The organism is Psychrobacter sp. CX16 (genome assembly GCF_057396245.1).
Genome location: NZ_JBXYJF010000043.1, coordinates 1 through 20666, shown reverse-complemented (window position 1 = coordinate 20666; position 20666 = coordinate 1). Strand labels below are relative to the sequence as shown.

17 protein-coding genes and 2 pseudogenes are annotated in these 20666 nt (G+C 42.8%); 7 read left to right on the top strand and 12 right to left on the bottom strand.

Annotation, left to right across the window (positions count from 1 at the left end; all coding sequences use genetic code 11):
* Together AC2SLM_RS12295 and AC2SLM_RS12290 are read left to right on the top strand one after the other, a co-directional pair.
* Window positions 1-185, top strand: a 185-nt coding sequence (locus tag AC2SLM_RS12295; protein ID WP_486551736.1) for an integrase core domain-containing protein, incomplete at its 5' end; no start/stop codon positions are given.
* Between the two features lie 197 nt (window positions 186-382).
* Window positions 383-2011, top strand: a complete 1629-nt coding sequence (locus tag AC2SLM_RS12290) for a BCCT family transporter (RefSeq protein ID WP_486554178.1) — start codon at window positions 383-385, stop codon at window positions 2009-2011.
* Between the two features lie 114 nt (window positions 2012-2125).
* Here the strand turns inward: AC2SLM_RS12290 and AC2SLM_RS12285 are convergent, their stop codons facing one another.
* The 8 genes and pseudogenes from AC2SLM_RS12285 to rnhA all read right to left on the bottom strand — a co-directional run.
* A complete protein-coding gene (locus AC2SLM_RS12285) occupies window positions 2126-2491 on the bottom strand; it encodes a hypothetical protein (RefSeq protein WP_486554177.1) in 366 nt (121 codons plus the stop codon).
* 97 nt (window positions 2492-2588) lie between these two features.
* Complete coding sequence (locus AC2SLM_RS12280; RefSeq protein ID WP_486554175.1) at window positions 2589-2924, bottom strand: DUF3144 domain-containing protein; 336 nt, start codon at window positions 2922-2924, stop codon at window positions 2589-2591.
* A 98-nt stretch (window positions 2925-3022) separates the two neighbouring features.
* On the bottom strand, window positions 3023-4189 hold the full coding sequence (metK, locus tag AC2SLM_RS12275; protein ID WP_486554173.1) for a methionine adenosyltransferase: 1167 nt from the start codon (window positions 4187-4189) through the stop codon (window positions 3023-3025).
* Between the two features lie 225 nt (window positions 4190-4414).
* Complete coding sequence (gene nth, locus AC2SLM_RS12270) at window positions 4415-5110, bottom strand: endonuclease III (RefSeq protein WP_486540807.1); 696 nt, start codon at window positions 5108-5110, stop codon at window positions 4415-4417.
* Between the two features lie 47 nt (window positions 5111-5157).
* Window positions 5158-5985 carry an RnfABCDGE type electron transport complex subunit B gene (locus AC2SLM_RS12265; protein ID WP_486554171.1) on the bottom strand — a complete coding sequence of 276 codons (828 nt, stop codon included), beginning with the start codon at window positions 5983-5985 and terminating at the stop codon, window positions 5158-5160.
* Between the two features lie 198 nt (window positions 5986-6183).
* Window positions 6184-7911, bottom strand: coding sequence for a hypothetical protein (locus AC2SLM_RS12260; RefSeq protein ID WP_486554169.1), 1728 nt, complete (start codon window positions 7909-7911; stop codon window positions 6184-6186).
* Window positions 7912-8079: 168 nt separating this feature from the next.
* Window positions 8080-8976: pseudogene (gene dnaQ / locus AC2SLM_RS12255) on the bottom strand (DNA polymerase III subunit epsilon); the annotation flags it as partial.
* 314 nt (window positions 8977-9290) lie between these two features.
* Window positions 9291-9734, bottom strand: a pseudogene (gene rnhA / locus AC2SLM_RS12250) (ribonuclease HI); the annotation flags it as partial.
* A 175-nt stretch (window positions 9735-9909) separates the two neighbouring features.
* Between rnhA and AC2SLM_RS12245 the strand changes: the two are divergent.
* On the top strand, window positions 9910-10479 hold the full coding sequence (locus tag AC2SLM_RS12245; RefSeq protein ID WP_486554168.1) for a hypothetical protein: 570 nt from the start codon (window positions 9910-9912) through the stop codon (window positions 10477-10479).
* 53 nt (window positions 10480-10532) lie between these two features.
* On the top strand, window positions 10533-10838 hold the full coding sequence (locus AC2SLM_RS12240) for a hypothetical protein (protein WP_486540799.1): 306 nt from the start codon (window positions 10533-10535) through the stop codon (window positions 10836-10838).
* A gap of 140 nt (window positions 10839-10978) precedes the next feature.
* Here the strand turns inward: AC2SLM_RS12240 and AC2SLM_RS12235 are convergent, their stop codons facing one another.
* From AC2SLM_RS12235 to AC2SLM_RS12220, 4 genes are all read right to left on the bottom strand, one after another.
* Window positions 10979-12718 (bottom strand): efflux transporter outer membrane subunit, encoded by a 1740-nt coding sequence (locus AC2SLM_RS12235; protein ID WP_486554166.1) that lies wholly within the window; start codon window positions 12716-12718, stop codon window positions 10979-10981.
* Window positions 12719-12774: 56 nt separating this feature from the next.
* Complete coding sequence (locus tag AC2SLM_RS12230; protein WP_486554164.1) at window positions 12775-15999, bottom strand: efflux RND transporter permease subunit; 3225 nt, start codon at window positions 15997-15999, stop codon at window positions 12775-12777.
* A gap of 29 nt (window positions 16000-16028) precedes the next feature.
* Entirely contained in the window at window positions 16029-17411 is a 1383-nt protein-coding gene (locus AC2SLM_RS12225) for an efflux RND transporter periplasmic adaptor subunit (RefSeq protein WP_486540793.1), read from the bottom strand.
* A 413-nt stretch (window positions 17412-17824) separates the two neighbouring features.
* The gene (locus tag AC2SLM_RS12220) at window positions 17825-18754 is read right to left on the bottom strand and encodes a polyprenyl synthetase family protein (protein ID WP_486554180.1); all 930 of its coding nucleotides are present in this window, start codon (window positions 18752-18754) and stop codon (window positions 17825-17827) included.
* Window positions 18755-19510: 756 nt separating this feature from the next.
* Between AC2SLM_RS12220 and rplU the strand changes: the two genes are divergently transcribed.
* The 3 genes from rplU to AC2SLM_RS12205 form a co-directional block, all read left to right on the top strand.
* Complete coding sequence (rplU, locus tag AC2SLM_RS12215) at window positions 19511-19822, top strand: 50S ribosomal protein L21 (protein ID WP_486540791.1); 312 nt, start codon at window positions 19511-19513, stop codon at window positions 19820-19822.
* Between the two features lie 142 nt (window positions 19823-19964).
* Window positions 19965-20222, top strand: coding sequence for a 50S ribosomal protein L27 (rpmA, locus tag AC2SLM_RS12210; protein WP_486540789.1), 258 nt, complete (start codon window positions 19965-19967; stop codon window positions 20220-20222).
* A gap of 167 nt (window positions 20223-20389) precedes the next feature.
* Window positions 20390-20666, top strand: a 277-nt coding sequence (locus AC2SLM_RS12205) for a helix-turn-helix domain-containing protein (RefSeq protein ID WP_486554133.1), incomplete at its 3' end; no start/stop codon positions are given.

The following is a 20666-nucleotide window of genomic DNA, read 5'->3' as shown; positions in this document are numbered from 1 at the left end:
CTTTAGCTGAACGCGTTAATGGCATTTTAAAGGATGAGTTTTTAATTCATCAGTGTAATACGTTAGATGAGCTAAGAGTGCTCGTTGATGAGTCGGTTTATATTTATAATCATATGAGACCGCATTTGAGTTTGAATATGAGAACGCCTTTCGAGTTTCATCAAAGTTATGGTTGTTCTGCATAGAAAAAACCAGATACACGGGGTATCTGGCTTGTTTTAAATCATCAACCTATTTTAGGACGAGACATAAGATTTTAATGCCATAATATTATTAATATTACAATGTGAATTTGTTAAATTATTATAATAAACCTGTTATATAGAATTGCTAAAACTTTAACGGCTTGTTAAGGTGATTCCTTTTTTAATAGGGTAGACAAATGAGTGATTTGAAAATTGGGCGTTTAGGACCCTTTCCAAGGGTTAATAAGCCCGTATTTATAGCCTCAGTTGTTTTGATTGTCGGATTTATTATATTCGGTGCATTATTTCAAGAGTTAGCAAATACAGTATTCACTGAAGCACAAAATTTCATTACTTTAAGATTTGGCTGGTTATTCATTATTCTAATGAATGCCGCCGTTTTTGTTTGTCTGTATTTGATATTGAGCAGATACGGAGATATCCGTTTAGGTCACCAAACAGAAGCACCGCAGTATAGCTTACCGTCTTGGATTGGTATGTTGTTTTCAGCCGGTATTGGTATTGGTATCATGTATTGGGGTACTGCAGAGCCAGTATACCACTTTATGGCACCGCCATTAGGCGATGCTGAGACTGTTGAAGCAGCTAAGCAAGCGATGAACATCTCGTTCCTACATTACGGGATTCATGCTTGGGCCATCTATGCATTTGTAGCGCTATCACTGGCATACTTCCACTTCCGCCGCGGCCTACCTTTAGCCATTCGTTCAGCGTTATATCCTATTTTAGGTAAACGCATTTACGGCGGTTGGGGGCATACGGTCGATACATTGGCTGTGTTCGGCACCATGTTCGGTGTGGTCACCACGTTAGGTCTGGGTGTACTCCAGATTAACTCAGGTTTAGAAGGTTTATTTGGCCTACCAAATAACATTACGGTTCAGATTATTCTAATCGGCTTTATTACTTTATTAGCCTGTGGTTCATTGATGATGGGTCTAGATAAAGGGATTAAGCGACTTAGTGATTTGAATATTTTCCTAACCTTTCTGTTACTGGCCTTCGCATTTATATTGGGTCCAACTCAGTATATTATGGACAGCTTTGTGGAGAACATCGGTAACTATGTTCAAAACATCGTTGAACTTGCTTTCTGGAACGAAGCTTATAGTAAGACCGATTGGCAGTCTGCATGGACGATTTTCTACTGGGCATGGTGGGTAAGCTGGTCACCATTTGTGGGTGTATTTATTGCACGTATTAGCCGTGGTCGTACCATTCGCGAGTTCCTATTAGGCGTATTATTCGTACCAATGGCTATTTTGTTCTTCTGGTTCACAACCTTTGGTGGCGTTGCCGTTAATATGGAATTAATGGGTAATCCAGGCTTTATCGAAGTGGTGCAAAATGATTATGGTAATGCCATCTTCAAATTAATGGAGTTCTATCCATTTGCTAGTGCGACTACCTTACTTATCGTCATTATGATTGTACTGTGGTTTGTGACTTCATCAGATTCTGCAAGCTTCGTGATTGATATGTTGACATCAGGTGGTGATGCCAACCCACCTAAGATCCAGCGTCTATTTTGGGCAATTGTACAAGGTCTGGTTGCTGCTATCTTACTAGCGGCTGGTGGCTTAGGGGCATTGCAAGCAGCAGCGATTGTTGCCGGCTTCCCATTTGCTATTGTGATTCTAGTGATGATTTATTCATTATTTAGGGGACTCAGCCGCGATAGACTTATCCTCTACCGTGCGCAGCAGTGGTTTATTACAGAAGAATCAGCGGATCATAATACAGCAGACGAATTTGTTGATGAAGACTTGCTAAAAGGCCCACCGAAAGTTGTGTCTGGTGACTAATTAAGCATATAAAATCACTGTTATTAAGAAAGCCAACTCTGAGAGAGTTGGCTTTTTTGTATTTAGGGTGAGTGCTTATATTATATAATTGAAGAGAGCCTTTAAATCAAAAGCTTAGTGACATTCATCAAGCGTATAGCTAACAGATTCAGTAGTACTACACGCGGAGCAGGCATTACCGGCAGTTCGATAACTGATGCTGCCATCTTTAGCACGTTCTTTGACGCAAACAGGGTCGAATTGCATGGTGCAAATCTTCATTTCATCAGGATTAAAATAGCCACATTGTGTTGAGGAAGTGTCCGTTTGTTTTTGCTGGCCGTTATTAGTAGTTTTGTCTACTTGAGTGTTGTCTGTACGATTTGACTCAGTGGCCGAGGTGCCTGATAGCGAGTAACAGCTAGACAGCAGCAGACTGGTGACAACCAAAGCATTCAGTGATTTTTGTGATAGTAGCTTTGTGGAATCAAGTGCAGTCATGTCGTTATCCTAAACGATAAAAGGGCTTATACTGCATGTCAGTATAAGCCCTTTTGATAACAGACCAAAGCCGGCTTAAAAACATTAGGGTTTTATATTATTTACCGTCTTTGTTAATTTGTACGTATTTATCAAAGTTTTCAGCATAATCGTCTAGGTTGTCACTCAACATTTGACGATATTGCTTAGCATAGAAATCGATAATCTCTTCTTTCTCTTTAGCCAAGTCGCTACCTTTAACAAAGCCAATTGACGCTACAGACGAGCTATAACGTGCTGCAGCATACAGTAGGGATGCACCAACTTGACCAGAATGAGCCTCTGGACCTAGTTGGCTATTTGCAAGTTCAATAATGGCATCAGCGCGTTTGTAAAATGCTTCGATGTCTTTAGATAGCTCAGGGCTTTCGTTGGTTGCATTATTATCTGCCATAGTGTTTCACTCTTTAAATCGGTTAGCTTATTAATTTTTAGAATACTGGAATTTATCTACTGCTAATGATGGTTATCTTTCGTAAATTATAATAGAAGTTAGATATTGGCATCAGCACGCAGTAGTTCTGCTTTGTCTGTTTTTTCCCATGTAAAGGCGGTTTCAGAACCAGGACGACCGAAATGACCGTAGGTGGCTGTCTGCTGATACATAGGCTGTAATAGGTTTAGCATATGGGTAATACCATAAGGACGTAAGTCAAAGTGACTACGAATCAGCTCAATAATCACTTCACGGCTCACTTTGGCTGTACCAAATGTATTCACCGCAATAGAGGTCGGCTCCGCCACACCAATGGCATAACTGATTTGAACTTCACAACGCTCAGCAAGGCCAGCAGCTACAATGTTTTTGGCCACATAACGACCGGCATAAGCGGCACTACGGTCTACTTTCGAGGGGTCTTTACCACTGAATGCACCGCCGCCGTGACGTGCCATACCGCCGTAAGTATCTACAATGATTTTACGACCGGTTAGGCCTGCATCACCAACAGGACCACCAATCACAAATTTACCGGTTGGATTGATATGATAACGGGTATCTTTGTGAAGTAGGTTGGCTGGAATAACTTGTTTAATGATGCTTTCCATCACCGCTTCTTGTAAGTCAGCTTGCGAGATGTCAGGGTCATGCTGAGTAGATAAAACAACCGCGTCAATCGCAGAAGGGATGCCGTTCGCATATTGTAAAGTCACTTGAGCTTTGGCATCAGGGCGTAACCATTTAAGCTCACCTGAACGGCGTAGCTCTGATTGACGCTCCATCAAACGATGTGCAAACTCAATAGGAGCAGGCATTAATACATCGGTTTCGTTACTGGCATAACCAAACATTAAGCCTTGGTCGCCTGCGCCTTGGTCTTCTGGGTTCATGCGGTCAACGCCCTGAGCGATTTCAGGAGACTGTTTGCCAATCATGTTGATAACGGCACAAGTTTCGCCGTCAAAGCCTAAATCAGAATGGTCATAACCGATGCTGTTTACGGTATCACGTACAATGCGTTCGATGTCAATATTGGCTGTGGTCGAGATTTCGCCTGCTAAAACGACTGCCCCTGTTTTAACTAAGGTTTCACAGGCCACACGGGCGTGCAAATCTTCACGCATAATAGCATCAAGCAACGCATCTGATATTTGATCTGCCATTTTATCAGGATGGCCTTCACTTACAGATTCTGAGGTAAAAAGTTGATAGTCATGCATAATGAGAGAGTCACTTATAGTCAGGAGCTTGTATTCAAAAACTTGCGATTTTAATACCACAGCACTTTAAAAAGGGCCTATGCCATTATAGATAAAATCTGACAAGACAAACATAGAATGTAAAATAGGCTATTTTACCCTTAAGTCGGTGAAAACTCTAGTGATAGGGGTAAGATTAGCCAGACAAAAATAAGATAGTTGCTTTTGGAATAAGGCGCTGTGTGTTTAGAGCTCTGCAAAGGCCTGTTTGTCTTTGAACATACACTCTTCATAGACAGGGCAGGCCCCACATTTTGGCGTACGCGCTTGGCAAGTATAACGTCCATGTAAAATCAAATAATGATGCGCATCAAGAATAAAGTCATCAGGAACACGCTCGATTAGCTTTTGTTCAACGGCAAGCACGGTTTTGCCTGTGGCAAGTCCAGTGCGATTACTGACTCGAAAAATATGGGTGTCTACTGCCATTGTCGGCTGACCAAATGCGGTATTTAGCACCACGTTCGCTGTTTTACGGCCCACACCGGCAAGCGCCTCTAAATCTTTGCGATTATCAGGCACAATACTATTGTGCTTTTCGATTAAGTCTTTACACGCTTTAATAACGTTTTTGGCTTTTGAGTTAAACAGGCCAATGGTTTTGATATATTCTTTTAAGCCATCTTCACCCAATGCATAAATAGCCTCAGGCGTATTGGCAACAGCAAACAGCTTACGAGTGGCAATATTGACGCTGACATCGGTGGCTTGGGCGGACAATATTACTGCGATAAGCAGCTCAAAATTACTGTCATATTCAAGCTCAGTCACTGGCTCATCAATAGCGGCAGCAAGCTTCTCAAAAAACGGACGCACATTGCGATTGGGCAAGCGGCGAGAGGGCGGTGTTTGTGCCGTTTTATGTTTAACTGTTTTACTCATATCGGATAATGCCTTGCAGTGCAGTTATAAATATAAAATAAGTGGGATTAAACCGCTAATTGAGCCAATTGCAGTTTTAGCGCATCAAGCTCTGCCTGTTTTTTATCATTAGCACGAACACTAAGCTGTTTTTCGAGCTTCTTAATTTTGGTACGTAATTTGGCAGCAGCAATGGTGTTTTTGGCCTTGGCTTCGTCAATATCTAGACTTTGATGCGCCGCATTACCAAGCTTTGTTTCAACCATACTGGTCACCGGCTTAGCATGTGAGCGGTCCGCCATCTGAGCAGCAACGCGGTTTAAATGAGTGTGATAACGCTGACGTAAATGGGCTTGCTCTTGCTCGCGATGCTCGGGTGTTTCACATTGTGGCGCACGGGGTACTTCTACTAAGTCAATACAGTCGACGGGGCAGGGCGCCAAACACAGCTCACAGCCGGTGCATAGATCGGTGAAGATAGTATGCATATGCTTGCCGGTACCGACAATAGCATCGACAGGGCAAGCAGGAATACATTTAGTGCAGCCGATGCAATCGTCTTCACGGATAATAGCGCGAACTTCGGTAGGTCGACCTGTATTGGTATCAACCGCCCACTGTGATTCGCGAGCCTCAAGATGTGGACGACCCAAAATCTCAGCGATACGGTCACTAACTGGCTGACCACCGGGCACACATTTATTGTGCGGCTCATTGTCGACCACAATAGCAGTGGCATAAGGCAGACAGCCATCGGCATGGTCACACAGGCCGCACTGAGTTTGCGGTAGTGTGGTATCAATATCTGCTACCTGTTGACGCTGAGAATCAGTAAGGCTTTCAAGACCTAAGCGATTAAATAAAATAGGTAAGCTGTCTAATCGATTAGTACTCATAATCACCTTATGCTTTTGGGTTGTCGTCAATGTACTTTATAACCAATCTGTTTGGTGATAAATATACTACGGACTGCCTATTAAACTATTGAAAAGGTCTGTAGGGTAATAAGTTTAGCTTATAAATACGCAAAAGCACCCAATAGGGAGCTTTTGTATTTATGGCGCTGTATTTTACCATATCTAGGGTGTTGTAATCTAAGCGGCCAATAATTTAGATAGGCTGCTATTGGCAATACTCATGGCATGTTTGCCAATAGGATGCGTCTTTTGTAATGCGCTTAATTGATGATCAACAGCCAATAACACATCGGCTACCTTGGCATATTTGTTATAGGTCGCATGATTATTACCTTCGACAATATTTTCATCAATGTACAAGGTGTCTGCTAGGTAATGCGACAGCTGATTGATCATATTGGCTGCATCGGTCAGCTCTAAAAAGCGTAAAGCACCGGCCACTTGTTTTAATTGGTTAGGCACATCCTTAATGGTCTCGATATCCTTATCAACCTTATTTATATCATCAAGATAATAACTTAGTGCTTGCTCAACCTGAGAAATCAGCTGACGGCTTTCACTCACTAACACACCATAAGCGGTATCAAGCTGATAAATAGAAATCATCGTATTACTGACCGTTTGTGTCTGAGCGCCTGGTGTGTGAGACTTCGCCAAAGTAATAGCAGCATTTTCGGCAATCATTAAGTTATTAAGCAGCGCATCTAAGTTCTCAGCAGTTGGGGTACGCCATTTTTGAATCATTACCACGCATTGACGTAATGTTGCTGAGGCTTGCTCTAATTTAAGCATATGCATGGTTGAGGCTAGGGCATTTAGCTTATTAGTGATAAGCGAGATATCCTCTTGGCTCAGTATTACGCTGCTGTCATGACTGGCATCATAAACCGCATGACTGACTTGAGTTTTTATGTCATCGATGTCTTGCTGAATAAGAGTATTAACAATACTGGTAATTTCTTGGTCCGGACCGAACATAAACTGGCGTAGCTGAGATAATTGCTCTGCTTCTAACTGGTTATCTTTAAGCTGCTGCCTTAATACCAAAGCAAGCCTATGCTCACGCAGGCAAGCAAAGCTCACTAATTCTGCAAATCGACTGTCATCGGCAGATAAGTAGCTATGAAATTGCTGGTCTAGGAATATAAACAGTCTTTTCGGCTGTGCATCTAGAGGCAATCGCTTAGCGATATCTTTGGTCGCTGCTGCTGCCGCTTGCCAAAATAGGACATTTGATTTATCAGCAGCCACGGCGCAGGCTTGGTGCATGGCTTCTAGCTTTTGCTGTTCTGACTCGTTAAGCGTACCATCAGTGTTTGCTAGTAGCACCTGTAGACCAGCTCGATAAGCGGTAGATAACAAAGCGGCATTAAGCCCGAGACTGGTTAAAGATTTAAAATTCTTCGTAGGATTAGCAAGAGTAATATGCGTGTAATCCTCATTCTGCAGTGCCTTGTCATCAAGTGTCTGATGTCCAAGCAGTTGATGCAATTGATTGATAGCCGGCAATAATAAAGAGGGCTCAAGCGTCTCTTGTAATAGCACAAACTCAATATAACGACTTAAGGTCATGATGCCTTGTGAGAGACCTAAAATCAGTGATTCATCATTATTATCACCGCTGTCATATAGACGCTGCATACCATCTGACAATGCTTTGGCTAAATCGCTACTGCCAGTTAAAGAGATTAGCTTTAATACCGCCGCCAACTGCTTTAGCATCACCACCGAATCAAGTAATAGCGGCGTCTGTTCTTCATCGTCATTAAATTCACTTAGATGACGTTCCGCATTTTTTAGGGTCACCGATATCTCAGGTCTTAGTAAATATAACGACGATAAATCAAAGTTGGTGACACTAATGGCCGGATTTGAGGCGGAGGATGCAACAGCTGACGTCATCATGTTATTACCCAGTTAAAAGCAGAATTAAGCGGCGATTAATTGATGTCAATTAATCACACTAAAATAAGGTGAAACAAAGACCGCTTGCAGCAATCCTTGCTCGTTGTGTTTCACTTTAATACAACAAGCAGCGGCAATCAATCAGAGAATGTCTTTGGATACTCTATATTACGAGGCGACAAATAAGGTGTCTGACAATCTTAAAGACTGCTGATTTGAAGAATAGGCCGAAGATTGAGTTAGTGAACCATATGCCAACGCAGGCTTTTTGTCATCGTCGCTATTAATCTGATGAAAAGCAGTCACCCCTTGAGTTTGTAATAGGTTCGGATGCTTTTTGGCTTGCTTAGCAACCCAACTAACATGATCGCTAAAGTAGCTGTTAGCGCTAAGGATTTGCGCTGCCAATTCGCTAAAGTCAGCGTGGGTGTTTTCCCCTTCAGTTTGAGTATCTTCATCAATGGCTAAGGCAACCTGACCACCGGTCATCGCCAGATAGACTTCGGCTAAAATCTCCGAGTCAAGTAAGGCGCCGTGGAAGGTACGGTCCATTTTACCGACGTTTAAACGGCGAACGAGCGCATCCAAAGTATTCTTTTGACCTGGATACTGCTGCTTGGCCATCGCTAAAGAGTCAGTTACTTTGATTTGGTCGGCAAAATCGGTTAAACCAACTTTATCGAACTCCATCGATAAGAAACTGATATCAAAGGAGGCATTATGAGCGATGACTTCAGCGCCAAGCATAAATTCATATAATGGCTTGGCTACTTTATCAAAGGTCGGTTTATCTGCTAAAAAGGCTTCGGTGATACCGTGAACGCGGATAACCTCGTCATCCATACTGCGCTCAGGATTGATATAAACATGCAGTTTCTCGCCAGTAAATTTACGATCAACCAGCTCAATAATACCGACCTCAACAATACGGTCACCTTTTAGCGCATCAAGACCGGTAGTCTCGGTATCCATAATAAGCTGACGACCGGGCAGACCGCGGTTAATTGGCTCAGGTAATAATGGCTTGAAATGAGGGTTAGCACGGCTGGTATCACCGTCGAACTCAATCTCAGCTTCAGAAGTTGGCTGAGTATTGTCTATGCCATCATTACTATAAGCGAGCGTAGGGTCTTCAAATGTGCTGTCTTGCTGCTGAGTCATATTGTTATCGTTTTCAGTATAGAAATTGGTGGGAGCATCGTCTTCAAGCATCGGCTCATCAAAGCCAAGTGGGTCGTCTAGCAACCAATCGTTTTCAGGTTGTTGGTCCTTGTCGGGAGCTGGGGTAGACATGGGCGAATTACTCAGTTTTTTTTTACGTCAGTTGCTGTGTCGATGCCAGTGTTATCTAAGGCGGCATCTTGTTCTGATGAAGATAAAATACCTTTGTTGGCAAGCTCATCGGCCTTCTCATTACCTTCATGCCCTGCATGGCCTTTTACCCAGTGCCAACTAACATCACGTTGACTTTGTAATTCATCTAAGCGTTGCCATAACTCTTGGTTTTTAACTGGTTTATTGCCCGATGTTTTCCAGCCCTTTTTCTTCCAGCCTTGAATCCAAGAGGTAATGCCATTTTTGACATAGCTTGAGTCGGTCCAAATCTCTAAAGTCTGATCGTGCGGGCTTTTCTCAAGTGCCATAATTGCGCCCATCAGTTCCATCTTATTATTAGTGGTGTGCGTGTCTCCGCCATAATATTCAAGCTGCTGACCATCACTTAAGACCAAAAAAGCACCCCAACCGCCAGGACCAGGGTTGCCTTTACATGCACCATCAGTAAAGGCAATGGTGGTATTGGGTTTTGGATTTAGTACAGACATAAAGACTCACATGTAAACAAATAAGATAAAATGAGCAGATAAACAATAGGGGTAGTATAACAAAAAATAGCCTACCTATTGAGGTTCAAGTCGCTAATATGTCATAAGCTTCCCCCTTATTAGGGCAAGTTTGGTAAAATGGGACTCTTTACATTGACCAGACTGGAATACTATTTTGACGCTCTCATATTTACCAAAACTGACATTGGCCTTTTTTGTTGCTAGCACCGCACTAGGCCTGACCGCTTGTGATAATAGCAAAGACAAACAAGCAAACACTCAAGCGGTAGAACCAATCGATACCAAGAGTCAATTGCAGCAGCACGCTGATATATTTGCAGGCTGTTATACAGTCAGTCATGACGAGCCGGCACAGATTAAAGTCAGTCTGCAGCAGCAAGGGCTAGTGATGCAAATGAAAGAGCCGGCATCGGCCAATAGAGTCTGGGATGATCCGGAGCCATTAAATGTGCTATCACTTGATGAGATACCTAATTATTTCTCAATTGATAAAAAGAACACCGATGCGTTGATTGGCCGTCCTGATAAGATGTTTGTTGTGGCGCATGTCAAACAAGCTTATGCCAATATTGATCCGCTATTAGACAGTCAGTATTTGGGTTATATCGTGCAAGGGGCAAATACTATTTTTAAAGTTGAATGTAATGAGGTGCACAGTGAAGAGCTGCCAGAAGATATGAGTAATATCTCTGTTAAACCAGCGGGTCAAGTACAGGCTCAGTAACCGGTCATAAATAAACAATAGTAATGGTCCATTATGTATAGGAAGGGGTAGAGATGGGATTTCTAAGTTATTTATTGATGGGTACGCTGGCTTACGGGGCAGGCTGGGCGGTACGTCTTTATGTGTTGGAGCAGGGGCCAAAGCCTGAGCAGCCTTATGGTTTAAAACATCCTAAAGTGATTAACTTTCTGGGATTGTTCTTTGTGATTATGCTGGTAATATCTGCTTTATTGGGACGGTTTGCTTTGGGTCATCAAGGTCTGGACATCCCTTTTATTATCGTCAATAGTGTGGTTGCGACCTTTGTATTCTCGTTTGGTCTAAGCCCAGATCATGTGAGACACGATTTACCTGATTAGGTTTTAATATAGGGTTAGTGAACAGAGTTTATAATAAAGAGTATCAAACATAAAAGAGGCGCTATCTATTGATAACGCCTCTTTTTTAAGCTTTGTGATTTGTCTATTACCTAGAGTAATGACCCAAATTCTAAGCCAAGCTATTGACCGTTGTCAGGAGCAACCACTTCATAACCCTCTTCGGTTTTATTAATGGTTGAACCAGCCGGATGCGTCGTGGTCTCAATTTGTGAGATATAAGCATCAGGATTGTTGTCATTATTAAAATCAACCGTATCCGTAACGGTTTGCTCCGTGACTCGTAATGGTTCACCGGTCTCGATAGCAGCCGCTTGTCTGGCTGTCGCAATCGTAGGCGCACTGGCCGCTTTAATCGCATCTTCCGCTTTTTGCTCATTGGTCGATACTTGAAGAATGTTACTCAAGTTACGATACTGAGGCGTTGGAATTGATTTTGGCTCAACTAGGTTTGCACCGCCGCCTAAGGCTTGATACAGCTCAATCTGATTGTTCAGACGTTCTTGCTCAAGTCGTAGAATAGATTGCTGTGTTGAGAATAATGAACGCTGCGCATCCAATACTGCTAGATAATCATCAACCTGCGCTTTATAACGGGCATCAGACACCTCATAAATACCCTGATAGTTCTCTTGCAGGCGGTATTCAGCGGCACGTCTTTCATCTAGAGTCGCACGAGTCGCTAATACGTCGTTAACTTCTCTAAATGCAGATTCGATCGCATTCTCGTAGCTGGCCAAAGCTTGCTCGCGCTCAATTTGTGCCACTTCATAGTCGGCATCACGTCGACCAGCATCAAAGATAGGCAAGCTAACCGATGGGCCAAATGACCATCCTGCCGAACTACTCTTGAACAGGTCTGATAAATCGGTACTAGAATAGCCTAAGTTACCCGTTAAGCTAATGGTCGGATAATAAGCAGTACGGGCGACTTCGATATTCGCACCAGCTGCTTTAAGTCTATACTCTGCTTGCAGCACATCGGGACGATAGCGAAGTAGGTCACTTGGCAGACCTGCATTCAACACATCTTCTGTCACAATTGAGCTAACTGCAGGTTCAGGTAGCATATCATCGGTAATCGGCGTACCAATTAAGAATTTCAATGCGTTTCTAGCAGTCAATACATTGCTTTGAGCTTCTAACGCTGCAATACGGGCTTGCTCTACCGCCGCCGCCGCTTGAAGCGATGGTGCTTTAGAGTCAATACCTGCTTCAAGACGAGCACGGGTAATTCTTAGCGATTCTTCACGCGTCTGTAAAGTGCTCAATGCCAGTTCTAACTGCTTTAACTGATAGCTTAAATCCACATAGCTGCGAGCAATGTTTGCAATCAGGCTGACTTGTGCTGTGTCTTTAGCCGCAGTAGTGGCTAGATAGTCTTGCAACGCTTGTTCTTTTAAGCTTGAGATTCTACCCCAAAAGTCAAGCTCATAGCTTGCCATGCCTAGACCGACTTCAAAATTATCGTCGCCATTGTCATAGCCACCGCGACTGCTCCGAGAGTACTCACCATTAGCATTAACACGAGGCAAGTCTTGTTTATCACTAATGCGATACTGCGCTTCTGCACGCTGAATGGCAAGAACCGCTTGTTTCACGTCTTTGTTGTTTTCAAGACCCATTTGAATCAACGATTTTAGCTTGGGGTCGGTATAAAAGCTCTGCCAACGAAGCGCCGCTAAGCTTGAAGGCGCTTGGTTTGGATCAACATAATCATAGCCCGAATTAGCACCCAGTGGGATATTTGGGCGCGCAACGGGTGGATTGGTCTCAGCAGAGGGGATGCTTTGACAGGCACTTAATGCCACTGCCAAAGCAGATAACCCAAACAAACGTGACCATTTTTTATTGGTATTCATAGCAATTGCACTCACGCTTCGACTTGTTTTAGTACTCGTTAATGTTACAGATGTCGTCATTGAGTGTTGTCTCCAAAATTAGCTGGGGTAACCGGTGCCGCGCCAGCATTAGGTGAGGTGGCCGCATCTGAATGTGATGATGAACCTGTTGAACCGGTGCCTGAACCGTTGTTATTTTTGCCTTTAAAGATACTACGAACCCATACATAGAACATAGGGATAAAGAAGATACCTAAGAAGGTCGCTGTAACAACACCGCCTAATACACTGGTACCAATGGCGTTCTGACTTCCTGCGCCAGGACCGTTAGCAAGATATAAAGGAACCACACCCAGACCAAAAGCCAATGAGGTCATGATAATTGGACGCAGACGTTGACGCGCCGCAAGCATAACCGCCTCTCGTAGCGAGTTTCCTTCCTCTTGGTGTTCTTTAGCGAACTCGATAATCAAAATCGCGTTTTTAGCAGACAAACCAACGACGGTTAGAAGACCAACTTGCAGGTAAATATCGTTGGCAAAGTCTCTAAACCAAGTAAACATGACGGCACCAATTACCCCTAATGGTATCACTAAAATGACCGCAAAGGGGATAGACCAACTTTCGTATAAAGCCGCTAAACATAAGAAAACAACTAAGATAGAAAGCGCATACAGCATAGGCGCCTGTGCACCAGACTTTTTCTCTTCAAGAGATAAGCCTGTCCATTCGTAGCCGATACCCTCAGGCAGCTGACCGATCATTTCCTCCATAGCTGTCATCGCTTCACCAGTACTTAGACCTGGCGCAGCATCACCCTGAATGTTCATAGAAGGGAAGCTGTTATAACGGGTCAGTCGCGGAGAAGCATATCTCCACTCACTACTAGAAAAGGCATCAAATGAAATCATCTGTCCTGCGTCATTGCGTACATACCACTTCTGAATGTCATCAGGGTTGGTACGACTGTCTGCTTCACCTTGAATGTAAACGCGTTTAATACGGCCTCTATCGATAAAGTCGTTAACGTAAGATGAGCCCCATGCTGTTGAAATAACACTGTTAATAGCTTGTATCGGTAAGCCGTAAGCGGCAGCTTGCTCTTGGTTAACATTGACTTTTAATTGCGGTGCATCTTCTTGACCGTTAGGGCGTACGCCTGACACTTGGTCGCTTTGTGATGCCATACCGAGTAGCTGGTTACGAGCAGCAAGTAAGCCCTCATGGCCTACGTTACCGACATCTTGTAGCATTAAGTCAAAACCACTGGCATTACCAAGCTCAGTAATAGCAGGTGGCACAATCGCATAGACTTGAGCTTCGTTTAATTGAGTAAAGAAATAACCCATAGCTCTATCAGCAACTGCTTGAGCTGAGTTCTCATCGCCATTACGGTTTTCCCAGTCTGACAAACGGATGAAGGCAAGACCCATGTTTTGACCTTGACCAGCAAAACTAAAGCCTGCAACGGTAAAGACGGCTTCAACGTTATCGGTTTCTTGCGAATGGTAGTAATCGTTTACTTTGGCCAGTACATCTTGGGTTTCTTCAATGGTGGAGCCCGCAGGAAGCTGAACCAACGTAATCATAATACCTTGGTCTTCATCTGGTAAGAATGACCCTGGGATACGCATAAAAATAACAGCCATAATACCGATAATGGCAGCATAGCCTAAAGCATATAACCATTTCAGATTAATACTTTTACCAATAAAGCGCTCGTATGTTTCACTTATTTTGTCGAAGGTACGGTTAAACCAGCCAAAGAAGCCTTTTTTACCGTTGGTTTCTTTACGCTCACGTTTGAGTAAAGTCACACACAATGCCGGTGTAAAAATTAACGCCACAAGAGCTGATAAGGCCATACTGGTGATTAGGGTAATGGAAAATTGACGATAGATTACCCCCGTTGAACCACCAAAGAATGCCATCGGAACGAATACAGCCGCTAGAATCAGAGCAATACCGATAACAACCTTACTGATTTCACCCATTGATTGTACGGTCGCATCATGTACGGAGATGTCAGGGTTTTCTTCTAAGATACGTTCAACGTTTTCGACAACAACGATCGCATCGTCCACCAGAAGACCAATGGATAGAACCATAGCGAACATGGTAAGTACGTTGATACTAAAGCCTGCGGCATACAACACACCGAAGGTACCTAGCAATACGACAGGTACGGCAAGCGTCGGAATAATTGTCGCACGCCAGTTCTGTAAGAACAGGAACATCACCAAAAATACCAACACAATGGCTTCAATTAGGGTGTGGACAACCTGTTCGATAGATAACTTAACAAATGGGGTGGTGTCATAAGGTACGACGGAGGTTAGACCTGCTGGGAAGTTCGCTTCAAGCTCAGCCATACGCTCTTCAACCAACTGTCTGGTTTCAAGCGCGTTTGAGCCTGGTGCTAGCGAGATACCCATACCGGCTGATTGGTTGCCATTGTATAAGGCTTGAACACTGTAGTTCTCATTACCCATTTCTACTTTGGCAACATCACCTAAGCGAACCTGAGCACCTGTATTATCCGTCTTCAATAAGATGTCTTCAAACTCTTGAGGAGTCTGTAAGTAGCTTTGAATAGTCACTGTCGCGTTAATAACCTGCTCTTCAGTATTGGCAGGTGCTTGACCAAGTTGACCCGCTGAGATTTGCGCGTTCTGAGCTCTAATAGCGCTCACAACATCACTTGGCATCAGATTAAAGCTACGCAGTTTGGCAGGGTCTAACCATACGCGCATGGCGTATGATGAACCAAATAATTGAACCTCACCGACCCCTTCAACACGGCTGATTTGATCAACAACATTAGAGGCAATATAGTCTGAAATATCAACGTTATCCATTGAGCCATCTTCAGAGATGAAGCCTTGAACCATCAAGAAACCGCTTGAGGATTTGTTGACATTTACCCCTTGGCGTTGAACAGGTTCTGGCAATGAGCTCATTGCTGACTGCAGCTTGTTTTGGACCTGTACCTGAGCAGTATCTGGATCGGTACCGTTCTCAAAGGTTAGCGTTACAGACCCGCTACCGCTTGATGAACTGCTAGATGACATATACATTAGGCCATCAAGCCCCTTCATCTGTTGCTCAATAACCTGAACAACAGAGTCCTCAACGGTTTGGGCATCAGCACCAGGATATGCAGCACTGACACTAACGGTTGGTGGCGCAATACGAGGGTACTGTTCAATCGGTAAATTAATAACCGAAATCACACCCAGGAGCATAATTAAGATTGCAATCACCCATGCAAAAATAGGGCGATCAATAAAAAATCGTGACATGATAAATTCCTAGTCTGCCTATTTTTGAATTATTGTGTAGCTTCGTTTTTAGGTGTGTTTTCAGTTTTTCTTTGAGTGTCAGGCGCGTAGGGTCCTTGCGGTGCAGCTTGCGGTGCATTGCCATTATTGTTATTTGGCTTTTGATTACCTGGCATTGGTTTAACCACAACCTCTTGATCAGGTTTTAAGTTTGTTCCACCGATAGCCACGACTTTCTCGCCTTGATTCAGACCATCCGTAATAATCCAATTGCCTTTATAAGTGCCATTTACTTCAACATCGCGTACTTGAATTTTATTGTTTTGATCGACAATGTTTACTTGCGTCTCACCTTTTGGCGTACGTATTAATGCGCTTTGCGGTAGTAAAACAGCGTTATTAATGCGCCCTTGTAATAAGCGTGCTTTTACATACATACCTGGGAGTAAGATGAGGTTGTCGTTTTTGAAAGTAGCCCGTAGCGTAACGCTTCCTGTGTCTTGATCAACCCGTGCTTCTGCCAGTGATAATTGACCTCTAACGGGATAGGTAGAACCATCTTCTAATATCAGCTCAACACCACTGCTACCGGGCTGTATTTTGCCATTGGCTTGCTGCTGTTTCAGTCTCAGTAGATCAGCAGAAGATTGGCTGATATCGACATAAATAGGGTTGATTTTAGAAATGGTAACCATCGGATCCACTTGGTTAGCGTTTACTAGCGCACCTGCGGTGACATTTGAGCGCTCTGACATGCCAGTAATCGGCGAGCGTACAATGGTACGGCTCATATCTAACTGACTGCTTGATAGCTGTGCTTGAGCCGTTTCTACTGCCGCTTCAGCGCTTTCAATATTTGCTTTGGCCTGTTCAGCCGATGCTTGTGCACTAGCATAAGCTGCTCTTGCCGTCTTGGCTTGCGTTTCTGCTTGTTGATATTGCTGCTCAGAGATGGCCTGCTGAGAGACTAGCGGACGCAATCTTTCCATATCAGCAACGGCTTGCTCATAATCAGCTTTGCGCGACTCAATATTGGCGACTGCATTGTTATAGCTAGCAATTGCAGTATTGACATTGGCTTTGGCCTGTTGAACCGCCGCTTGGTTGGCTGCTTGGTCTGCCGCATAGTTATCAAAGTTTAGACGATATAAGGGTTGATCCTTTTGCACCATGCCGCCCTGTGCATACAAAATCTCATCAACAACACCGGTTACCTGTGGTCTAATATCTGCCACTTCATAAGCGGTTGTGCGTCCAGAGAATTCTTCAATCATGGGCACGGTTTGGAATTGTACTGTAGTGACGTTAACAACAGGAAGCGGTGATTGTTGCTGGGCAGCAGCATCTGCTTCGCTCTCTTTTTTATCACAGCCTACCAATACAAGGCTAGATAATGCCAAACTAATAGCGATGAAAAGATGTGATTGCTTCATGTAAAAGACCTTAAGATTGTGGATCATCATAAACAGATGATTGAAATATGCAGGCTTGCTAGGTAATAGGACAAATAGAGTGTATCGATAGCATTAACTTTAGCAACGATAACTGTCACCCTTGTTTTAAATTTGTAAATATTTTAGTTTTCAATTCAATGAAAGTTTTATTCAAAATGAGTAGGGGGTTTTCATTCATAGTTTTGTTTATTCAAAAGAATGCTTAGCCGTATTTTGTAAAATAAACAATAAGATAAAGAAAAAACCACAGGTGTGGCTTATCGTTACTGAGCATGTCAATTATGTAGTATGACCGTGTCAATTAGGTGCAATTATATCTTACAGATGTAAAATATAACAAACATTAATTTATCACGGTCAAGAATTGGACGTTCAGTATGTTGCTCAAACAGTTAGGCTAAACGAGAGCTGGCAAGTTCAGTTAACTGCCATAGACCCAAACGATATTGGTTGTCTGGTAACTTGCTAAGCGCTTTTTTAGCTAAGCGAGTTTCTTCCAATGCACGCTCACGGCAATATTCTAATGCGCCAGATTCTTTAACCAAATCAATCAGTTTAGCGGCGTCATCGACTTTACCCGTCTGTACTGCAATACGAAGGGTATTGAACTTATCCCTATCTTTTTCTTTTAATAGGCGCAGTGCCACAATCGTTGGCAAGGTGGGCTTGCCTTCCGCTAAATCGTCGCCTAAGTTTTTACCCATGACCTCAGCGTCGCCACTATAATCGAGCACATCATCAATAATTTGGAACGCATTACCAAAGTGTTGACCAAAGTCGCTAAAGGGCTGCATAAAGTCAGGACGATCTCTTAAAATAGCCACACCGCAAGTTGCCATCATAAATAGGCGAGAGGTCTTACCATCAATGATGCGCATATAATCATTTTCAGTGGCTTCAGGGTTGTGCTGATGCTGTAATTGCAGCACTTCGCCCTCAGCGATATCACAGGTGCCATCCGAGAATAGCTGCAGTAAAGGTAAGCTCTGAAAGCCGACTAATAAGTTAAAGGCACGTGCGATAAGATAGTCGCCTACCAAAACTGCGGTTGGGTTATCCCATGTTGCATTAGCGGTAGGACGACCACGGCGCAGGCCTGACTCATCAATCACATCATCGTGTACCAACGTCGCTGTATGCAGCATTTCAGTAATAGCTGCTAGATGCATTGCGTCTTCAGATTGTTCATCTTGGCATAGGCGTGAGCATAGTAAGGTAATCAGCGGGCGCATACGCTTGCCGCCAGCATTAATCACATGCTGAGAGACATTCATTACCAACTGAACTTTAGAGTTTAGGCTACCAAAGACCTGCTTATCCATGATGGCAAAGTCATCGGCGATGATTTGCTGGATGTCGGCATAATCAATAGAGGTTTTAGCACGGTTATCATTAGCGGCAGCGGTTGGCTTTGAATCGAGGTCGGCTGAAATGTTATTTGATAAAGTCATATTATATAGTCAACTGAAATTGAATAATTGAGAGTTATTATTGGTCATCATCCTATGGTATTCATCATACTGAATGAAGCACTAATAAACGAGACATAATATAAATAGGTGACACATTTAGGCTAGATGAGCCTAATAAAAGCTTAATAAGGGTTATTAATTAACCATGTGGCACAAGTAAAACAAAAGCCCCACCAACAGCGGTTTTATAATGATAGGGTTAAGGCTAAGTATTTTAATATAATTTTACCTAACATATCGTTTGATTATCGTTTTATCGTCAAATTCTACTATAGGCTATTATTGAATTAATAAGAAACTTTGGCTAATTCTTTGGCTAATTAATAATAAAAAGCATCATAGCATAGGCTTTATTTGCAATCATCTCTTGCAATTAGCGCTCAAAATGCGTAAAATTCTGCCTTCATATTTAAAGCTTATAGCAGTAGAGCAGGTATCCACAAGTGGCTCGCCACTTATTATTAAACCCTGACGCTATGTTTGCTTTTTTTTCTGTAACTTTCCCTGTCGTGACCGTAAATCAGGCAAAAGCTGAAGTGTTATTTGATTAGCATATAGATAGATGCTTTAGATAACCACGGCACACGGGTTAAACGGAGTCATAAGATGTACGCAGTTATTAAAAGTGGTGGTAAGCAGCATCGTGTAAACGTTGATGAACTACTAAAAGTAGAGCTTCTTAAAGCTGAAAAAGGCGAAACCATTAAGATTGAAGATGTATTAATGGTTGTTGATGGCGATGATTATAAAATTGGTCAGCCAGTTGTTGAAGGCGCAAGCGTTGAAGCTGAAGTAGTAGAACACGGTCGCGGTAAAAAAATCCGTATCGTTAAGCATAAGCGTCGTAAACATTATCATAAAGAGCAAGGTCACCGTCAGTGGTACACGCTTCTTAAGATTAAAGCAATTAATGCTTAATAGCTGGTCTTTACCTTTATAGTGATTATATAAACAGTTACATTAAACGTTTTACAGTACAAATGTAGTGCTTTAAGATGAATTATCGATTGATTATATAATCATCAAGTTTTATAAATTAGTCTCAGTAAGGAGATTTCTCATGGCACATAAAAAAGCCGCAGGTTCAACTCGTAACGGTCGTGACTCTAACCCTAAAATGCTTGGCGTAAAAGTATTTGGCGGTCAAGACGTTGTGGCTGGTAACATCATCGTTCGTCAACGTGGTACTGAATTCCACGCAGGCACAGGCGTAGGCATGGGTCGTGACCATACTCTATTCGCTTTAACTGATGGTGTTGTTAAATTCGATACTAAAGGTAAATTTAACCGTCGTTACGTTTCTGTTCAAGAAGCATAATCAACGATATTAGCATTTGGCTACTTGATAGTCTAACTCGCTGAATGGTTACTATTTTGCTAGGTCGTTTTAACACCAGTAAATAAAAAAGCTCTGATATTTATATCAGAGTTTTTTTTATTGTTTTGTCCCGTCCTAAAATAAGTTTACGAAAAGGAAGCTTATAAATGGACAAAGCAGAAAGATCAAGGGTTAAACGAACACAGAAAGATTACACACTCGGCTTTAAATTAGCTGTGGTAGGGCAAGTAGAAAAAGGCGACATGACCTACAAACAAGCCCAAAAGCACTATGGCATACAAGGACGTAGTACCGTCCTAACTTGGCTTAGGAAACATGGTACATTAGACTGGAATACACCGCCAAAGAGCCTAAGAATGCCACACAAAGAAACCCCAGCCCAAATCATAAAAAGACTTGAGCGACAACTGGCTGATGAAAAAA